Annotated in this window: 17 protein-coding genes; 12 read left to right on the top strand and 5 right to left on the bottom strand. The window is 66.8% G+C overall.

Translation table 11 applies throughout. The annotated features are described in order from the left end of the window. Positions 1-2: 2 nt before the first annotated feature. The 3 genes from WC585_RS00525 (at position 3) to WC585_RS00515 (ending at position 3530) form a co-directional block, all read left to right on the top strand. The gene (locus WC585_RS00525) at positions 3-1808 is read left to right on the top strand and encodes a M3 family oligoendopeptidase (RefSeq protein ID WP_373255578.1); all 1806 of its coding nucleotides are present in this window, start codon (positions 3-5) and stop codon (positions 1806-1808) included. Positions 1809-1844: 36 nt separating this feature from the next. Continuing rightward, positions 1845-3173 (top strand): serine hydrolase domain-containing protein, encoded by a 1329-nt coding sequence (locus WC585_RS00520; RefSeq protein WP_373255577.1) that lies wholly within the window; start codon positions 1845-1847, stop codon positions 3171-3173. A gap of 93 nt (positions 3174-3266) precedes the next feature. After that, positions 3267-3530 carry an aa3-type cytochrome c oxidase subunit IV gene (locus WC585_RS00515; protein ID WP_373255576.1) on the top strand — a complete coding sequence of 88 codons (264 nt, stop codon included), beginning with the start codon at positions 3267-3269 and terminating at the stop codon, positions 3528-3530. A 279-nt stretch (positions 3531-3809) separates the two neighbouring features. Here the strand turns inward: WC585_RS00515 and mdoH are convergent, their stop codons facing one another. Further along, positions 3810-5717, bottom strand: coding sequence for a glucans biosynthesis glucosyltransferase MdoH (gene mdoH, locus WC585_RS00510; protein ID WP_373255575.1), 1908 nt, complete (start codon positions 5715-5717; stop codon positions 3810-3812). 144 nt (positions 5718-5861) lie between these two features. Next, a complete protein-coding gene (locus tag WC585_RS00505) occupies positions 5862-7649 on the bottom strand; it encodes an acyltransferase family protein (RefSeq protein WP_373255574.1) in 1788 nt (595 codons plus the stop codon). A gap of 108 nt (positions 7650-7757) precedes the next feature. On the opposite strand from WC585_RS00505, the gene WC585_RS00500 reads away from it, so the two are divergent. The 7 genes from WC585_RS00500 to WC585_RS00470 all read left to right on the top strand — a co-directional run bounded on the left by WC585_RS00500 (position 7758) and on the right by WC585_RS00470 (position 13267). After that, positions 7758-8891: a Re/Si-specific NAD(P)(+) transhydrogenase subunit alpha gene (locus WC585_RS00500; RefSeq protein ID WP_373255573.1), complete on the top strand. Its 1134-nt coding sequence runs from the start codon at positions 7758-7760 to the stop codon at positions 8889-8891. A 245-nt stretch (positions 8892-9136) separates the two neighbouring features. Beyond that, entirely contained in the window at positions 9137-9484 is a 348-nt protein-coding gene (locus WC585_RS00495; protein ID WP_373255572.1) for an NAD(P) transhydrogenase subunit alpha, read from the top strand. Beyond that, a complete protein-coding gene (locus tag WC585_RS00490) occupies positions 9481-9768 on the top strand; it encodes a hypothetical protein (protein ID WP_373255571.1) in 288 nt (95 codons plus the stop codon). The genes WC585_RS00495 and WC585_RS00490 overlap by 4 nt, the downstream gene beginning before the upstream one ends. A gap of 24 nt (positions 9769-9792) precedes the next feature. Beyond that, positions 9793-11208, top strand: a complete 1416-nt coding sequence (locus tag WC585_RS00485) for an NAD(P)(+) transhydrogenase (Re/Si-specific) subunit beta (RefSeq protein ID WP_373255570.1) — start codon at positions 9793-9795, stop codon at positions 11206-11208. Position 11209: 1 nt separating this feature from the next. Further along, positions 11210-11653 (top strand): hypothetical protein, encoded by a 444-nt coding sequence (locus WC585_RS00480; protein ID WP_373255569.1) that lies wholly within the window; start codon positions 11210-11212, stop codon positions 11651-11653. A 31-nt stretch (positions 11654-11684) separates the two neighbouring features. Continuing rightward, positions 11685-12113: a DUF1801 domain-containing protein gene (locus WC585_RS00475; protein ID WP_373255568.1), complete on the top strand. Its 429-nt coding sequence runs from the start codon at positions 11685-11687 to the stop codon at positions 12111-12113. A 41-nt stretch (positions 12114-12154) separates the two neighbouring features. Further along, the gene (locus tag WC585_RS00470) at positions 12155-13267 is read left to right on the top strand and encodes an acyltransferase family protein (protein ID WP_373255567.1); all 1113 of its coding nucleotides are present in this window, start codon (positions 12155-12157) and stop codon (positions 13265-13267) included. Here WC585_RS00470 and WC585_RS00465 read toward each other — a convergent pair. Together WC585_RS00465 and WC585_RS00460 are read right to left on the bottom strand one after the other, a co-directional pair. Then, on the bottom strand, positions 13256-13468 hold the full coding sequence (locus tag WC585_RS00465; protein ID WP_373255566.1) for a hypothetical protein: 213 nt from the start codon (positions 13466-13468) through the stop codon (positions 13256-13258). The genes WC585_RS00470 and WC585_RS00465 overlap by 12 nt on opposite strands. Further along, entirely contained in the window at positions 13468-13707 is a 240-nt protein-coding gene (locus WC585_RS00460; RefSeq protein WP_373255565.1) for a hypothetical protein, read from the bottom strand. Before WC585_RS00460 ends, WC585_RS00465 begins: the two co-directional genes overlap by 1 nt. Positions 13708-13795: 88 nt before the next feature. On the opposite strand from WC585_RS00460, the gene WC585_RS00455 reads away from it, so the two are divergent. Together WC585_RS00455 and WC585_RS00450 are read left to right on the top strand one after the other, a co-directional pair. Then, positions 13796-14785, top strand: a complete 990-nt coding sequence (locus WC585_RS00455; protein ID WP_373255564.1) for a helix-turn-helix transcriptional regulator — start codon at positions 13796-13798, stop codon at positions 14783-14785. Between the two features lie 86 nt (positions 14786-14871). Further along, positions 14872-16293, top strand: coding sequence for a hypothetical protein (locus WC585_RS00450; protein ID WP_373255563.1), 1422 nt, complete (start codon positions 14872-14874; stop codon positions 16291-16293). Here WC585_RS00450 and WC585_RS00445 read toward each other — a convergent pair. Further along, complete coding sequence (locus WC585_RS00445) at positions 16290-17705, bottom strand: short-chain fatty acyl-CoA regulator family protein (protein ID WP_373255562.1); 1416 nt, start codon at positions 17703-17705, stop codon at positions 16290-16292. The genes WC585_RS00450 and WC585_RS00445 overlap by 4 nt on opposite strands. Positions 17706-17799 lie beyond the last annotated feature (94 nt).

Below are 17799 nucleotides of genomic sequence, written 5' to 3'. Positions count from 1 at the left end.
GCATGAATGCACATGTCACGCCCCCGACCGACCACGCCGACGCCCCCCTGTGGGATCTGACCGACCTCTATCCCTCGCGCGAAGATGCGTCGGTGCAGGCCGACCTGGACCGCGCCACCGAGGTGGTGGGCCAGCTGAATGCGCTGGAGGGGCAGCTTGTCGCCGCGCGGGCGGATGCGGCGACGCTGGGCCAGCATCTGGACCGGGCCATCGACCTGTATCAGCAGGCGTCAGACCTGCTGGGGGCCTTGGGGGCCTATGCCTTTCTGGCGGCGTCGACCGATCGCGGCGATGCGGCGGCGCAGGGGTTCGAGGGGACGCTGAGAGAGAAGATCACAACCATCGTGACGCCCACCGTCTGGGTCACGCTGGAGATCAATCAGCTGGACGAGGCCGAGATCGAGGCGGCGCTGGTCGCCCATCCGGCCGCGGCGCGCTGGACACCCTGGCTGCGGCGGGTGCGGGCCACGAAGCCGCATGAGCTGTCGCAGGAGCTGGAGACCTTTCTGGCCGAGCGCGGGCCGATCAGCGCCCAGTGGCCGCGCCTGTTCGACGAGACCCTGGCGGCCATCCGGGTCCGGGCCGGCAAGGAGTCGCTGACGCTGGCCGAGGCGCTGAATCAACTGTCCGATGCCAAGGCGGCGCGGCGCAAGGCGGCGGCCGAAGGGCTGAGCGAGGCCCTCGGCGCGCGGACGCAGACGATGGCCCTGGTGCTGAATACGGTCGCGGCGGACAAGGCACTGGAGGACCGCTGGCGCGGGTTCAAACGTCCCGCCGACAGCCGCCACCTGGCCAATGAGGTCGATGGCGAGGCCGTGGATGCGATGGCCGAGGCGGTGGCCGCCGCCTATCCGCGTCTGTCGCACCGCTACTATGCGCTGAAGGCCCGGGCGATGGGGCGGGCGACGCTGGACCAGTGGGACCGCAACGCGCCGCTGGAGGAGAAGGTCACACCCCGCCGCTATGGCTGGAGCCACGGGCGCGATCTTGTGCTCGAAAGCTTTGCCGACCTGGGCGGCGACTTCGCCGATCGGGTCCAGACCTTTTTCGACAAGCCATGGATCGACGGGCGGGCCCGGCCGGGCAAGCAGTCGGGGGCCTATGCCCATCCGGTGACGGCGGACCGCCACCCCTATGTCTTCATGAACTGGATGGGCGAGCGGCGCGATGTGCTGACCCTGGCGCATGAGCTGGGCCATGGGGTGCACCAGACGCTGGCGGCAGGGCAGGGCTCCCTGCTGGCCGATACCCCCCTGACATTGGCCGAGACCGCCTCGATCTTCGCCGAGGGGCTGACCTTCGACCGCCTGCTGAAGACGGCACCCAAGGCCGAGCAGCGCGGCCTGCTGGCAGGCCGGATCGAAGACGGGCTCAATACCGTTGTCCGCCAGATCGCCTTTCATCGCTTCGAGACCCGGTTCCACGATGAACGCGTGCGCGGCGAGGTGTCAGTCGAGCGGATCGGCGAAATCTGGCTGGAGGAAATGGGCGCGTCGCTGGGCCCTTCGGTGACCCTGAACCCGGGCTATGAGCACTGGTGGAGCTATGTGAGCCACTTCGTCCACTCGCCCTTCTATGTCTATGCCTATGCCTTCGGCGACCTGCTGGTCGCGGCCCTGATGGAGACGCGGGCCAGGGACCCGGAAGCGTTCACGCCGCTGTATCGCGAGCTGCTGGCCGGGGGCGGGACCAAGGGCTACGTAGAGGCGCTGAAGCCCTTCGGACTGAACCCCCGCGACCCGGCCTTCTGGGCCATCGGCACCCGGCGGCTGGAAGGCCTGATCGATCAGTTCGAGGCTCTGGTTTGAGTTGACGTGGTGACGGCGGCGGGCGAGCGTCGGCGTATGCGCCTCCTGACCCTCGCCGCCGCCGCCCTGATTGCCACGCCTGCATGGGGCCAGACCCCGGCGGGAGAGCCTTCTCCGAGCGTTCGTGCCATGGCGGCGGGCTATAAGGCGCTGACGGTCTGCAGCGCCCTGAACAATGCGGCAGCAGCGGGCGGTGAGCGGACGCTTGAGAGTGTCGAGGCCAACGAACTGGTCGGCATCTATCCAGAGCTGGATGGGCTGGTACGTGAGATGCCGGAGGAGATGACGGGCAATCAGACGTCTGTAGTCTGGAGCGATGCCATGCCGCCGCGCGTGGCGGTGTGGGGCGTGGGCCACGGCTGCACCATCATGCCGGTCGGCTGGATCGGAGAACCGGCCTATGTTCGACCCACCGCACCGCGCAACAATCTGCCGATGGTCACGTCGCCTACGTCCGCTGAGCTGGATGCCGTTACGCAGCGGGCAATGATCGGCGGCTATGGCGAGGGCACCAACACCACGGCTGTGGTCGTCTTGCAAAACGATCGGATGGTGGCGGAGGCCTACGCAGACGGTTTCGGCATCGACACCCCGCAACGCACATGGTCCGTCGCCAAGTCGCTGGCCGGGACTATCATCGGCGCCGCCGTTCAGCGCGGTGAGGCTGATGTCAGTGCACCCGCCGCCATCGCCGACTGGAGCCGCGAGGGTGATCCGCGCGCCGCCATTACGCTTGATCAGCTGATGCGGATGGCGTCGGGCCTGACTAGCGACACGGCAGGCAACCGCACCGACGCCCTGTATTTCGGTGGCGTCGGGGTGGACGAGCAGACTACGACCTGGCCGCTGATCGCCGCGCCGGGCAGTCGCTACCGTTATGCCAACAACGATACCCTGCTGGCGGTGCTGGCCATCGCGCCGACGTTTGAGCACCAGCCGCCGTCCGAGTTGTTCCGGCGGCTGGGCATGTATGACACCTGGGCGGAGACGGACTGGCGGGGGAATTACATGCTGTCCAGCCAAGTCTGGACCACGGCGCGCGATCTGGCGCGCTTCGGCCAGCTGTATCTGCACGACGGCATGGTGGACGGCGAACGTGTCCTGCCCGAGGGCTGGCGCGACTACGTTTCCACGCCGTCAGGCCCTCAGCCCGGAGGCGAGCAGGGCTATGGCGCGACATTCTGGTTGATGAACCGGTCGGACGGCATTCCCGCTGACACCATCTCCGCCAACGGCAATCGCGGTCAGTATGTGATCATCGTGCCCAGCCGGAACATCGTCATCGTGCGGCGGGGGGAGGATGCGACCGGAAGGCGGTTCGACCCCATCGGTTTCACGCGCGACGTGCTGGCGGCGCTGGACTGAAACCTCTGCGAGGAATCGTCGCCTGTGGCTTGAGCGGCCCGCCGTCCCCGCTATAAGGACGCCAGACTGACCCGTAGATTCCGGATAACCGACATGGCCGACCCGCACACCGCCGACGCCCACGACAGCCACGACGCCTACGCGCGCGGCACCCAGGAAATCAGCGAGCAGGTTGCGACCTTCAATCTGTTCCAGGGCCTGACGAAGTGGGGCTCGCTGGCTGTCGCCGCAGTGCTGGCGTTTCTGACCGTCTGGTTCATGCCGGGCGGCAGCTTCATAGCCGGCTTTATCGTTGCAGCAGTTCTGCTGGTCGGCGGCGGCTTCTTCCTGCGCTCGGGCAAGTCCGAGGCGCATTGAACCGGTCACCGGTAAAGCCTCATTGTGAGTTTTCCAGGATTGGCCGGGCTGTTCATTCAGTCCGGCTTTTTCGTGCCCGGTGGGAGGGGGTCTGCGGCCCGACAGGTGATCCGTGCCCGAAGACACCTCGCACCATGATCGTCGGGCCGCGTCCCGCCTTCTGAAAGCCCGATCAACGTATCAGCGGCATCGGCCCATGCCAGACGCAACCGCACAATTCATGCTGCGACGCAGCATAATATCGACCCGTGTTGCGCCAATGCTTCGGTATGGCTGCGCTTAGGCGACGGCGGCCGTACGGACCGGCACCAGGTGCGGGACGCTGGGGATGGTGCTGACGCTGACGCCCGCTTCGTCCGGGATGGCCAGATAGCCGGCCTTGGCCGCCGCATCGCCCAGGCGGCGGCGCGAGGTCAGGACCACCAGGGGGGCGGCGAACAGCAGGGGCAGGACGACCGGGGCGAACCAGACGATCATGTCGGGACGCACCACCAGACCGGCGCAGAACATCAGGCCGGTCGCCATCTGCCAGCGCATGGACTTGAAGGCGGCGGACCAGCCGACGCCATCGGTGTCGCGGTCCTGGGTCTGCCAGCCGGCGTCGTGGCCGAGCGCGATCTGGACGATGGCCTTGGTCGAGGCGACCATCATGATCGGGGCGATCAGGGCGGACAGCAGGATCTCCAGCGCCATGCCCTTGACGATCTGGCGGCCGCCGCCGAAAGCGCGGCGCTCGCGCGGACGGCTGAGGACCAGCAGAGCCCCCATGATCTTGGGCCCGATCAGCAGGACGCCCGACAGGACGGTCGCCAGCATGAAGGGCGTGAACTGCGGGTTCAGCATGTAGCCAAACGACGCCCAGTCGATCGGGTACTGCATCTGGATGATCATGCCCGCGACCAGCGACGCCAGCCACAGGGGCGACGAGAAATAGGCCATGAAGCCCATGACCATCTGGGTCCGGCTCATCAGGCTGAGGCTGCGGGTCTTCAGCAGGCCCAGGTGCTGCATATTGCCCTGGCACCAGCGGTGGTCGCGGCGGATGAAGTCCAGCATGGTCGAGGGGGTTTCCTCGCAACTGCCGTCCAGGGCTGCGGTGACGTGCACGGCCCAGCCGCCACGACGCAGCAGGGCGGCCTCAACCGTGTCGTGGCTCAGGATCGCGCCGCCGAAGGGCTCGCGACCCGGCAGGACGGGCAGGTGGGCACACGATGCAAAGGCTTCGGTCCGCAGGATGGCGTTGTGGCCCCAGTAGCTGGCCTCGGCACCGGCCCACCAGGCCAGGCCGGCGGCGGCGACGCGGCCGTACAGGCGCACGCTGAATTGCGACACGCGCGCGAACAGGGTCTGGCCCTTGATGATGGTCGGTGTGGTTTGCAGCAGGCCGATGCCGGGATTGCGCTCCATGCAGTCGACCATGCGCAGGATGGTCTCGCCCGCCATGGTGCTGTCGGCGTCGAGCACCAGCATGAAGGGATAGGCCCCGCCGAACCGGTGGGTCCATTCGGCGATGTTGCCGCACTTACGCTCGATGTTCTTCTCGCGGCGACGATAGAAGACCCGGCTGTGGGCATGGGCGCGGAAGCCCAGATAGGCCTGATGCTCCTGATCGGCGGCCTCAAGCTTGGTCGAATCGCTCAGCACGAAAATGTCGAAGGCCCCGGACACGCCCAGACGGGCCAGGGAGTTGTCGATGACGGCCAGACGCGCGAAGGCCGCGCGGGCGTCTTCGTTATACAGCGGCATCAGCAGGGCCGTGCGCTGGGTCGGCTCGGGCGGATGCGGGCGGAACTTTAGATCCTCCTGCTCGCGGCCGGTCAGCAGCACCCAGAATCCGATGGCGGCACTGGAAAACCAGCAGGCGATGGCGGTGATCAGCACCAGAAACAGACCCAGGGCCGCGATCTCCAGCGCATCGAAGCCATGACGGGCATACAGGGCCACGGGCGCAATGGCGGCCAGGGCGGTGACAATGACGGTCAGGGCGGTCAGGATCAGGCGGCGACGGCCGATCGAGACGGGCGAGGTGGCGGGGGCGGCACGCTTGACGAAGTCATCACGGCTATCCAGCGACTGGCGCGGCATGGCCATCGGGGCCTCTTCGGGCAGCCATGTCCAGGCAGGCCGCGTGGACTCGAGGTCCAGCGGGGCATTGGCGGCGTCGATCCGTGTCGCGAGCAAAGTCATTCGGTGCGGGCCTTTGATCCAGATTCCGGTCCGAAGAACCGGGCGGGATTGCTGCATTGCAGCACAGGCGCAATGTCGATCACTTTCACGCGATTATCAATCACGGAATGGTGATATGACGAAAAAATATGGAACCGGACCGCTTTAAGGCGCGAGGTCGTCCGGACTGTGTCCCTCACCGTGGGTTCTCAGCCGCCGCTCCAGCACGAAGGCGGCGATTCCGACCCATCCGACCAGGATGATGGCATAGGCTCGCTCCCACCAGCCGACATTGGCTGGATTGACCGTGCCGGGCAGGACCATGTGGTGGGTGAAGACGGTCAGGATGGCCATGGCCACGAAGGTCACGAACAGAAACACCTTCAGCCGCCGCAGATCGACATGGCTCCAAAGCCCCCACAGCAGCAGCAGCGGCGCAATCTGGATGCCCAGGCCCAGGTTGATCGCCATATGCCGCGGATCCGGCCAGGGATAGAGACTGGACACCGCCAGACCGATCCCCGCCAGGATGAAGACCACCGCCGTCAGCGACGCGACGATCCAGCGCTCCGTCAGCCCGTGGATGGCCAGGCCGAAGCCCACGCCCGCCGCCATGCACATCAGGCCCGCGATGAAGACCCCGCCGTTGAAGATCAGGGGCAGGGGGGCCGAGGCCCCGCCCAGTTCGCTCAGATACTGCCGCGCGTGATCGAAGCCGGGATAGGTCGCGACCCCGATCAGCACCGCGACCAGTGCCAGCAGGGGGGCGGCCATGCCGACGATCAAAAGGTGGCGACGGCGGGCATAGCGGGGCCGCACGACTGTGTCGGGCAGGGGCTTCAACCCCCACAGCGGCCGGATCAGGGGAATGCGCTTGACGATCTCATAGATCAGCAGGCTGACGCCGAAGGTGATGCCGACCAGGGCCATTGCCTCCAGCGGGGCGGGCAGGTTGGCGGGGCGGATGAACCAGACAGCCACGACCAGCACCGTCTGATGCGCGAGATAAAGCGTGAAGGTCGCGTCCACGAGATAGCGCAGGGCCGGGCCAGACGCCTGTCTCAAATAGCGGCTGCCATAGCCCAGGATGGCGGCGATCACGGCCCACTGGTCGATGCCGAAGACGATGGCGCGCGGAATGCCGAACCAGGTTGCACCGCCGGGATGCGCCGCCTGCGCCATCATGATCGGCAGGGCGATCAGGGCGACGAGGGCGGCGGTCCGCCGGTGACGCTCCAGCCCGGCCCACAGTCCTTCGTGGCGCACCATCAGGAAGCCGAACAGAAAGGCCCCCAGCGACAGGAAGTGGTTGTAGCCGTCCCAGCTCAACCGGTTGGTGATGCCGAACAGCGGAAACAGCACGATGCGGATGACGATCAGATAGGCGATCGGCACGACCAGCACCCGCCACCCCGCCGTGGCGCGCACCAGCCAGCCCTCCAGCCGCGCCATCAGCGCCGGACGCGTCATCAGGGCGACGGCCACCAGGCTGTAGACCGCGATATAGACGATGAACCACAGGTGGTTGACCGGCACCCCGTTCGACAGGCCCGTCGGCCCGAACTCATGCACCAGCCAGTCGATGAAGCTGCCGCTGAACCCGCCCTTGTCGATGGCCTCGATCCATGACTGGATCGGCACCAGCACCACCGTGCCGAAGAGTAGCGGCGGGATCAGCCGCTCGGCCCGGTCCCTCAGCGTGCGTTCCGGTGTCCGCCGCGCCGCCATCAAGCGCAGCGCTGCGCCCGACACCAGAAACAGCAGGGTCAGCCGCCAGGGATTGGTGATCAGCAGGGCCTCATGCAGCCAGCCGAAGGTGTGGGCGCTGTGCACGTGCCAGTCGTAGGGGGCATAGACCAGCGCCACATGATAAAGGATCAGCAGGCCGAACGCCGCCACCCGGATCCAGTCCAGGTCGTTTCGACGCGTGCTGAGGGCGGGGGTCTGGCTCACGCGGCGTCTATGGTCGAGCGGGTGGTTTCTGTCCATGCGACAACGCTTTGACGCGCCGCGCCGGAACGGCCTAACGTCGGTTCAACAAGACTGGACGGAGGGATTCGCGTGGGCCTGACCATCGCCGTGACCCGCGAACGCCGCGAAGGCGAAACGCGTTGTGCCGTCACCCCTGACACGGTCAAGGCCCTGATCAAGCTGGGCGCGGCCGTGACGGTCGAAGCCGGGACGGGGGCGGGCTCCTACATCCCCGATGCGGACTATGCCGCCGCAGGCGCAACCGTCGCCGCCGACACCCGCAGCACGCTGGAGGGGGCCGACATCGTCCTGAAGGTGCGCGGCCCGACGGCCCAGGAAACCAGCGCCCTGAAACCCGGCGCGATCGTCGTGGCCATGCTGGATGCCTATCGCGAAAAGGAGACGGTCCAGGCCCTGTCCGGCGCGGGCATCACAGCCTTCGCCATGGAGTTCGTGCCGCGCATCACCCGCGCCCAGGTCATGGATGTGCTGTCGTCCCAGGCCAATCTGGCGGGCTATCGCGCCGTGATCGAGGCGGCGGCGGCCTTCGGCAAGGGTTTTCCCATGATGATGACGGCGGCGGGCACCGTCGCCCCGGCCAAGGTCTTCGTCATGGGCGTGGGCGTCGCGGGCCTGCAAGCCATCGCCACCGCCCGGCGTCTGGGGGCCGTCGTCACCGCCACCGACGTGCGCCCGGCCACCAAGGAACAGGTCGAGAGCCTGGGGGCCAAATTCCTCGCCGTCGAGGATGAAGAGTTCAAAAACGCCCAGACGGCCGGCGGCTATGCCAAGCCCATGTCGCCGGAATATCAGGCCAAACAGGCGGTCCTGACCGGCGAACACATCAAGAAACAGGACATCGTCATCACCACGGCCCTGATCCCCGGCCGCGCCGCGCCCGTGCTGGTCACGGCGGATCAGGTGGCGACGATGAAGCCCGGCTCGGTCATCATCGACCTGGCCATCGAGAACGGCGGCAATGTCGAGGGTGGCCGGCTGAACGAGGTCGTCACCACCCCGAACGGCGTCCAGATCGTCGGCCACGCCAACCTGCCGGGCCGCATCGCCGCCGACGCCTCCGCTCTCTACGCCCGCAACCTGTCGGCCTTCGTCGGCCTGCTGATCAAGGACGGGGCCCTGGCGCTGGATCTGGAGGACGAAATCCTCAAGGCGGCGGTGGTCACCCACGGCGGGGCTGTGGTGCATGAGGGGGTGCGGGGATGACGAAGGGCTTTAGTGAGATCTCTTGGACGATCGGTCTCGTCATCCTGATAGGGACTCCCGCTATAGGCGTTACTGAGTTTCTATTGGATTTTGTTGGGTCAGGGGACGTGCGCGGAATAGATGTTGTGCAACGCGGTCTCGCCTACCTGCCGTCGATATTCGTTGTAGCTGGTGTTGGGTGCATAATTTGCTTGCTGTCGCGCATTGAGACGCACCTAAATCAAACAACCAAGAAGAAGGCATGAATGGAACACGTCGATCCCACCATCTTCCGCCTGGCCATCTTCGTGCTGGCGATCTTCGTCGGCTACTATGTCGTCTGGTCGGTGACGCCGGCGCTGCACACGCCGCTGATGGCCGTAACCAATGCCATTTCCAGCGTGATCGTGGTCGGCGGCCTGATTGCGGCGGCGGCGCTCAGCGGTGAGGCGGGGCCCAACGGCTGGATCGCCAAGGGGGCGGGCGTCGCGGCGGTAACCCTGGCCAGCGTCAATATCTTCGGCGGCTTCATGGTCACGCGGCGCATGCTGGCCATGTACCGCAAGAAGGAAAAGCCCAAGCCAGTCCTTGAATCGGGGGCGAAGCCGACGTGACCACAGACATCGTCCCTTTCGCGGTCGGCGCGTCCTGGGTCGCCTCGGCGATCGGGGTGGCTCTATGGCTGTGGAGCTGGTTCGGCGCGCGTGATGCCATCGCCAAGGTGCGGTTCCTGGACTGCGGCATGGTTCTGCTGTTCTCGTCGGTCCTGCTGCGCATCGTGGCGCAGGACAAGCCGATGGGGGTGTTCGACTGGGCGATGGTGCTGCTGGGGCCGCTGTTTATCGCGGCGGGGCTGTGGCGACTGGGTCGGACCGCGTGTCCGCCGCCGGGTCGTTGAGAGACGTGAGGGGAAACTGAGCGCATGAACGCATCGCTGGCCGCACTGGCCTATCTGGTCGCCGGGGTCCTGTTCATCCTGTCCTTGCGCGGGCTGTCCAGTCCCGAGACCAGCCGTCAGGGCAATACCTTCGGCATGGTGGGCATGGCCCTGGCCGTCGGCGTGACCCTGCTGACGTTGTGGTGGACGCATACGCTGGATCCGCTGACGCTGGCCCTGATCGCGGGCGGGGTCATCGTGGGCGGCGGGGCAGGGGCCTTCATCGCCGCCAAGGTCAAGATGACCGACATGCCGCAACTGGTGGCCGCCTTCCACAGCCTGGTGGGCCTGGCCGCCTGTCTGGTCGCGGTCGGGGCCGTCTATGCGCCCGAAAGCTTTGGCATCGCGACCGAGGCCGGCGGCATCAAGACCCTGTCGATCATCGAACTCAGCCTCGGCGTCGCCATCGGGGCCATCACCTTCACCGGCTCGGTCATCGCCTTCGCCAAGCTGGACGGGCGGATGAGCGGGGCACCGATCATCCTGCCGGCGCGGCACCTGATCAACATCGGCCTGGCTCTGGCGCTGGTCTTCCTGATCGGCATCCTGATCGGCACGGGCGGGACGGCGGTCTGGGCCTTCTGGGGCGTGTTCCTGATCGCCCTGATCCTGGGTGCGACCCTGATCATTCCCATCGGCGGGGCGGACATGCCGGTGGTGGTGTCCATGCTCAACTCCTATTCCGGCTGGGCGGCGGCGGCCCTGGGCTTCACGCTGGAGAACATCGCCCTGATCATCACCGGGGCCCTGGTCGGCTCGTCGGGCGCGATCCTGAGCTACATCATGTGCAAGGGCATGAACCGCAGCTTCATCAGCGTCATCCTGGGCGGCTTCGGCGGCGAGGCGGCGGCGGCGGGCGGCGGCGCGGTCGAGACCCGTCCCGTCAAACAGGGCAGTGCCGAGGACGCCGCCTTCATCATGAAGAATGCGTCCAAGGTCATCATCGTCCCCGGCTATGGCATGGCCGTGGCCCAGGCCCAGCATGCGCTTCGCGAAATGGCCGACAAGCTGAAGGAGGAAGGGGTCGAGGTGAAATACGCCATCCACCCCGTCGCCGGTCGCATGCCCGGCCACATGAACGTCCTGCTGGCCGAGGCCAACGTCCCCTATGACGAGGTGTTCGAGCTGGAAGACATCAACGCCGAGTTCGCCACCGCCGACGTCGCCTTCGTCATTGGGGCTAATGACGTGACCAACCCGGCCGCCAAGACCGACCCGACCAGCGCCATCTACGGCATGCCCATTCTGGACGTCGAAAAGGCTGGCACCGTCCTGTTCATCAAGCGCGGGATGGGCAGTGGCTATGCGGGGGTCGAGAACGAGCTCTTCTTCCGCGACAACACCATGATGCTGTTCGCCGACGCCAAGAAGATGGTCGAGGGGATCGTGAAGGGGCTGTGAGGTGAAACGCACGCGTCTGAAGGTCTGCGCTGTCGTCGCGCTGGCGCTGACGCCTGCGGCTTGTTCGGCCTATCAGCACATCAGGGTAATCGGTGGGTTGGAACAGCCATCGGTCATTATGAGCGAGTCAGCGAATTCAGAGCGACCGGTACGTGCCTGCGTCGATTATCTAACGGTGTTTGAGCCTGGTCGGGGCAAGGGCTTGGACAGCGCCGTCTGGCGGGTTCGATCAGCGGATGATCGCTGTGTGGTTCTGAAGTCCATCACCTATGGCCAGACGCCGGAGGGCTTTGTCGTGGATACGCCTGCCCAGCCGCTGAGTGCGGATACCGTCTATGAGATCAGCGGACATGGCTGGACCGGTGGATGGATGCCTCGTGTTCCCTGGATAGGCGGCGACCGTGTCCGTTACAGCGACGGCGCATGGCGGTCTGTGGCATACTGAGTGCCAGCCGCTTACGACCTGTGAGGCGTCCATGACCTACGAAGCTAAGACCAAGCCCACCGATGCCGCCGTTGAAGCCTTCATCGACGCCGTCGATCATCCCGGCCGACGCGAGGACGCGCGTGCGGCGCTGTCATTGCTGAGCGAGGTCACCGGCGAGACGCCCGAGATGTGGGGGCCGTCCATCATCGGCTTTGGCCGCTACCACTACCGCTACGCCTCAGGCCGGGAAGGCGATGCACCGCTGGTCGGCTTCTCGCCGCGAAAGGCCAACACCGTCTTCTACATGGCTGCCTATGACGATGCGCGGGGCGACTTTCTGAATAGGTTGGGCAAGCACAAGTCCGGTCAGTCATGCGTCTATGTCAATCGCCTGTCGGACATCGATCTGGACGTGCTGCGCGAGATGGCGGTCTGGTCCGTCAGGTTCTTGCGCGAGCGATACCCGTCTGCAGGCTGAAGGCCCTATCGCGCGGTCTGCCGCGGCGCTATCACGCGCCCGTGAACGCCACCTCCATCCAGACCCCCACCCCGCATCGCCGTTTCGAGGCGCTGGATTCCCTGCGCGGGGTCTGTGCGATTCTGGTGGTGATGTTCCACATGCCGGTGGCCAGTCACTGGCGGGACTGGGGGCTGGTCCAGCACGGCTATCTGTTCGTCGACTACTTCTTCGTTCTGTCGGGCTTCGTCATCGCCCACGCCTATGCCGAGCGGCTGAGGACGCCGCGCGACGCAGGGCGGTTCATGGTGCGCAGGCTGGGGCGGGTCTGGCCTCTGCATGTCCTGATGCTCGCCGCCTTCATCGGGCTGGAGCTGGCGCGGCTGTGGTTCAGCATCGATGCGGCGACGCCCTTCACCCGCGACCGTTCGGTGGAGTCGATCTTCACCAACCTGCTGCTGATCCAGGCCTTCAACATCCATCCGTCCCTGACCTGGAACGGGCCGTCGTGGACGCTGAGCGTGGAGGTCGGCTGCTATGTGGTCTTCGCCGCTCTGCTGCTGCTGGCCCCGCGTCGTTGGCGCTGGATCGGGGTCGTGCTGGCCGTGATCGGGGCGGTGCTGGTGCTGTTGTTCGCGAAGCGCTGGATGAACACCACCTATGACCTGGCCTTTCCGCGCGCGGCCTATGGCTTCTTCTTGGGCTGCATGCTGCAGGGGCTTTGGCTGCGCATCCCGCGCCTGAAGGGTGGCGCGGCGACCCTGCTGGAGATCGCCGTCCTGCTGGCCATCGGCCTGTTCATCGCCTGGGCGACCGGTCCGGTGACGGTGGCGGTGACCCTGCTGTTCGTCCTCGGTGTCTGGGTCTTTGCGGGCGAGGAGGGGGCGGTGTCCCGCTGGCTGGACACCCGGCCCCTGATCACCCTGGGCCGGTGGTCCTTCTCGATCTACATGGTCCACATGTTCGTGATCGTGGTCACCCTGATCGTGGCGCGAAAGCTGGACTGGATGCCCGGCGGTCGCCGCATCGACTTCGGCTCGGTCTGGCTGAACGACCTGTTCGCCGTGGGTCTGTTCGTCGGCATCGTCGGACTGGCGCTGCTGGCGCACCGGTTCGTGGAAATCCCCGCCCAGCGCTGGATCGACCGCAAGACCAAGCCGTCGTCAGCTCGCTAGACCTTGCCGCCACGCGCTTCCAAGCGCCTTGCGATCAAACACTGCCAGCCAGATTACGGCGGCAAGACCGGCCAGGATTCTCAACGACCATGTGACGATCACGATGGCCAGTTGCAGCAGGATGATCGCCGCCTGAAGCGCCAGCGTGCCGAAATAGACGAGGAAGAAATACCCGCCCACAATCCAGAATGCGAAAACCATCACGCCGCCATGCGGAAATCTTCGGACGGGTCGAAGGCTGGCCGTGCCTCGTCCCACAGGGCGTCCTCGTCGGCATAGCGGGCCGACAGGCGGGCATCGATGACGTCGATAACCTGTTCTTCCAGACGGTCCCAGACGACGGCCAGCGCGCCCAGGCCATCCCCTTCGCAGGGCACGATCAGATAGCGGGACGAGGCGACTGCGGAAGCGGGGGCGAAGCGGCTGGCGATGCGGGTCATGGGGTCAACTCCGGTGGCGCGGGACTGCGTTGAGACTGACCATGAGACAGTGTTGCGTCAGAAACGGTCGTATGTCAGAAAAAAAATCATGAGACACGAGAAGGCCGGCATGATGATCGAACTGGCGCGCCGCATGGCCGCCAGTGCCGAAGGCCTGACGCTGGACGATATCGTGCGCGAGATGGACGTCGGGCGCCGCACCGCCGAGCGGATGCGCGACGCCATCCTGGACCTGTACCCTCAGACCGAAGAGGTCTCCGACTGGCCCCACAAACGTTGGCGCATCCGCGGCGGGTTGTCGGCCTTCGAACAGGCACCGACGGCCGAGGAACTGGTCGAACTGACGCGGGCCGCCCAGGGCCTTCGCGCTACCGGCGAGCCGGGGAGGGCCCAGGCGCTGGAAAGTCTGGAGCGCAAGCTGAAGTCGGCCATCCGCTCCACCACCCTGAACCGCCTAGCCCCTGATCTGGAGGCGCTGGTGCGGGCCGAAACGCTTGCGGTGCAGGCCGGGCCCCGCGCCTCCGCCGACGAGGCCGTGCTGGCCGAGGTGCGGCAGGCGGTGCTGGCGGGCCAGCCCCTGGGCTTCATCTACAGCCGTCCGGGGGCCGAGGCGCGCCGCCGCGTCATGACGCCCTGCGGCCTGATGTTCGGCCGCGCCAACTATCTGGTCGCCGCCGAGCCGGACAGCGGCACGATCAAGACCTTTCGCCTGGACCGGATGAGTGCGGTCAAGGCCGAGCCCGGCACCGCCACTCCGCCCGCCGACTTCGATCTTCAAGTCTTCGCCGGCCAGTCCTTCGGCATCTATCAGGACGCCATCGAGGATGTAGTGCTGAAGATCACGCCCGAGGGGGCCGCCGAGGCGCGCGTCTGGCGCTGGCACCCGACCCAGTCGCTGGAGGACCAGCCGGACGGCGGCGTCATCGTCCGCTTTCGCGCCTCGGGCATGCGCGAACTGGCCTGGCACCTGTTCAGCTGGGGCCAGCAGGTCCGCATCCTGGCCCCGGAGCGGCTGAAGACGGTCATGGCCGACGAACTGGCGGCGGCGCAGGCTGCCCTTGCCCAGCCCCAGACGTGAACCGGATTTAAGACGACGGCCCGCGCCCGACCACGCTAACGTCGGTCATCGAACCAGCAGGGGGATGATGCGTGAGCAGGCGGTTTTTGACATCTTGTGCAGCGGTAATCCTGACTGCCTCCGTCCTTGGTGCCTGTGCGACCCCGTCGCCGCCGGTCATCGCCCGGACACCCGGCAAGGCCCAGCCCGCCGCAGAGGTCGCCGTGACGCGCGACGGTGACGTCTGGACCGCCGACTATGTGTTCGCCGACGATGCGCCCGTCTGGGGCTTCGAGCGATCGACGGTAATCGAGGGCACGCGTGAGCCCTGGCGGCCGCGTGACTGGCAGGTGACGACGCCCGGCGTCGTGCTGGAGCGGGTCGGGGATCTGGACGTGCTGCGCAGCCTGGACGGTCGTCCCGTGCCGCGCCGGGTCAGCCTGCGCCTGACGCCCAGCAGCGACGATCTGGAGGCCGACTATTCGATCCTGAAGTTCACCGACGGCTCCGTGGCCATGTACAGCGGGGCCTTCGACGTCTTCCCGCTGCCGTCGCTGGAGGCCATCCCTGAAACGATGGAGCGTGGCACGGATCGCGAGTGGGGCGCGGTGCGGATCACCTGGACCGACCGGGCCGGGCCGGTCCTGCTCAAGGGGGAGCGGCTGGCCCAGGCGACGGCCCAGGACGCCAATGCCTATGTCCTGTTCGGCCAGGCACAGATGAAGGAAACCGACCGGCTGGTCACGGTGGTCGATCCCGAACTGCCCGCCTGGCTGGTCGCCACGATCGAGGACTTCGCCCCGCGCGTGATCGACTACTACGGCCAGAGGCTGGGGCCGGGCGAGACGCGCCGCCCCACCATCATGGCCACCTGGTACGGCCCCAATCCCACCCACACCAGCCTGAGCGGCAGCGTCCTGCCCGGATTGATCACGGCCAGTTTCGAGGGCAAGGCCCTGTTGACCGAGGAACCGGACATTCTGGCGCGGAACCGCTGGTTCATCGGGCACGAGGGCGCGCATTTCTGGCTGGGACAGACGGTGCGCTACGAGCGCGCGCGGGATTCCTGGATCACCGAGGGCGGGGCGGACCTGATGGCTGTCCGCGCGCTCAAGACGCTGGACCCGACCTATGACGCACAGGCCGAGCTTCAGCTGGAAGTCGATGACTGCGTCAAGCTGGGCACCCGGCCGGTCAGCGAGGCGGGGCGGCGCGGCGAACACCGCGCCTTCTACGCCTGCGGGGCCGTGTTCGCCCTGGCGGCGGAGGCGGCGCAGAGGCGGGCGACCGGCGGCGACTGGTTCGACTTTCTGAAGCCCCTCATCGACGACAGCCGCGAGGACGGCGTCCTGACGCGCGAGGAGTGGCTGGCGCATCTGACGGCGGTGTCGGGCGATGCCGAGCTGAGGGCGCGGATCGAGGTCCTGCTGGACAGCGGAGTTGCCGATCCGACGCCGGTCATCGTCTCGCTGTTCGAGCGCTCAGGCGTTGCCTACCGCCTGACGGAAGGGAAGATCGAGCTGATCTAGGTCGCCGCGAACGGATAGGGGCTGACCGACTTGGACCAGTCGTCGACCGTCAGGGGGCGATCCACGGGCGGTGCCGCGCGCTCGGCGCAGGGGTGGCGGTGGCACAGGCGGCAGGCAGGGCCAATGGGCGTGATCTCGGGCGCGGTCAGGTCGAGGCCGCGCGCGTAGGTAAGGCGGTGCGCATGCTTCAGCTCGCACCCCAGGCCGATGGCCAGGTCGTGGCCCTCGGTGAAGGCGTCGCTGCCCTGGCGATCAACGGTGCGGGCCAGGGTGAACCAGCGGCCCCCATCGGGCGTCTCGATGATCTGGGTGACGATCCGGCCCGGGGTGCGAAAGGCACTGTGCAGCCGCCAGCGCGGACAGGCCCCGCCGAACCGCGAGAAAGGAAAGCTGCCCGAGGCATAGCGTTTGGAAACATTGCCCGCCTGATCGACCCGCATCAGAAAGAAGGGCACGCCCCGCGCCGTCGGCCGCGACAGGGTGGTCAGGCGATGCGCCGCCTGTTCGTAGGACACACCGAACCGCGCCTGAAGTCGGGCCATGTCGTAGCCTGTCTCCTCCGCCGTGCGCTGGAATGCGCCATAGGGCATCAGGATGGCGGCGGCGAGCGTGTTGGTCAGAGCGACCTTCAACAGGCGGCGGGTGGCCTCGTCGGGCGCGGCGGCGGCCTCGGCCGTCGCCGTCAGTTCGGCCTCGTGCTCGGACAGCGCCAGCTGGAAGGCGACCGCGAAGGCGCGCGACGATGGCCCCAGGGTCTCGGACAGCAACAGGCGACGCCGGTGAAAATCGAACCGCCGCGTCCACTCCACCATGACTTCGGCGGGCAGGGTGCGCACGCTGAGGCCATGGGTCGATTGCAGGCGGGCGCGCACACGCGTCTCGAACGGTTCGCCCGGCGTGGCGGCGTCCAGAGCCTCCGCCAGCGTCTCGCCCAGCGTATCCAGTTCGGGAAAATGGTTGGCGCGGGCCTGAATATAGTCGCGGACCCAATCAGCCGGGCTGTCGTCATCACCGCCGGTCTCGGTCCGGTCTCGCGTCCGCCGATCGGCAAAGGCGCGGTACAGCCGCAGCAGGGCATCCGCCGCAGCAGGCTGATCCTCGGCCATCTGCACGATTTCGTGGCGCGGGACGCTCAGCCCCTGAAACAGGGGATCGGCAAAGGCCTCGGCCAGTTCCGCCTCCGACGCCGTGCCCCCCGACTGGCCCAGGGTGCGCAGATCGACGTCATAAGTGTCGGCCAGACGCAGCAGCAACTGGGCCGACACGGGTCGCTGGTTCCGCTCTATGTGGTTCAGATAGCTGGGGGAAACGCCAAGATCGGCGGCCATCGCCGTCTGGGTCAGCGCCAGGTCGCGCCGCAGCCGTTTCAGCCGCCCGCCCAGAAACAGTTTGCGATCCGCCGTCGTGTCCATATGGGCAGCATGTCACATCATGACTTAACAGCAAGTGTCATAGTGTGACTGTATGACTTCAATCTCGCGGCTCATCCTGTGTCATTCATGACTT

The organism is Brevundimonas sp. (assembly GCF_041648055.1).
GTDB lineage: Bacteria > Pseudomonadota > Alphaproteobacteria > Caulobacterales > Caulobacteraceae > Brevundimonas.
This window is presented reverse-complemented; position numbering and strand designations above follow the sequence as displayed.

What these genes read in the sequence shown, in the direction of transcription:
- WC585_RS00495 (WP_373255572.1), top strand. Translation starts at nt 9,137, where the DNA reads ATGGAACACGTCGATCCCACCATCTTCCGCCTGGCCATCTTCGTGCTG.
- WC585_RS00460 (WP_373255565.1), bottom strand. Translation starts at nt 13,707, where the DNA reads ATGACCCGCATCGCCAGCCGCTTCGCCCCCGCTTCCGCAGTCGCCTCG.
- WC585_RS00485 (WP_373255570.1), top strand. Translation starts at nt 9,793, where the DNA reads ATGAACGCATCGCTGGCCGCACTGGCCTATCTGGTCGCCGGGGTCCTG.
- WC585_RS00525 (WP_373255578.1), top strand. Translation starts at nt 3, where the DNA reads ATGAATGCACATGTCACGCCCCCGACCGACCACGCCGACGCCCCCCTG.
- mdoH (WP_373255575.1), bottom strand. Translation starts at nt 5,717, where the DNA reads ATGACTTTGCTCGCGACACGGATCGACGCCGCCAATGCCCCGCTGGAC.
- WC585_RS00445 (WP_373255562.1), bottom strand. Translation starts at nt 17,705, where the DNA reads ATGGACACGACGGCGGATCGCAAACTGTTTCTGGGCGGGCGGCTGAAA.
- WC585_RS00515 (WP_373255576.1), top strand. Translation starts at nt 3,267, where the DNA reads ATGGCCGACCCGCACACCGCCGACGCCCACGACAGCCACGACGCCTAC.
- WC585_RS00475 (WP_373255568.1), top strand. Translation starts at nt 11,685, where the DNA reads ATGACCTACGAAGCTAAGACCAAGCCCACCGATGCCGCCGTTGAAGCC.
- WC585_RS00520 (WP_373255577.1), top strand. Translation starts at nt 1,845, where the DNA reads ATGCGCCTCCTGACCCTCGCCGCCGCCGCCCTGATTGCCACGCCTGCA.
- WC585_RS00465 (WP_373255566.1), bottom strand. Translation starts at nt 13,468, where the DNA reads ATGGTTTTCGCATTCTGGATTGTGGGCGGGTATTTCTTCCTCGTCTAT.
- WC585_RS00455 (WP_373255564.1), top strand. Translation starts at nt 13,796, where the DNA reads ATGAGACACGAGAAGGCCGGCATGATGATCGAACTGGCGCGCCGCATG.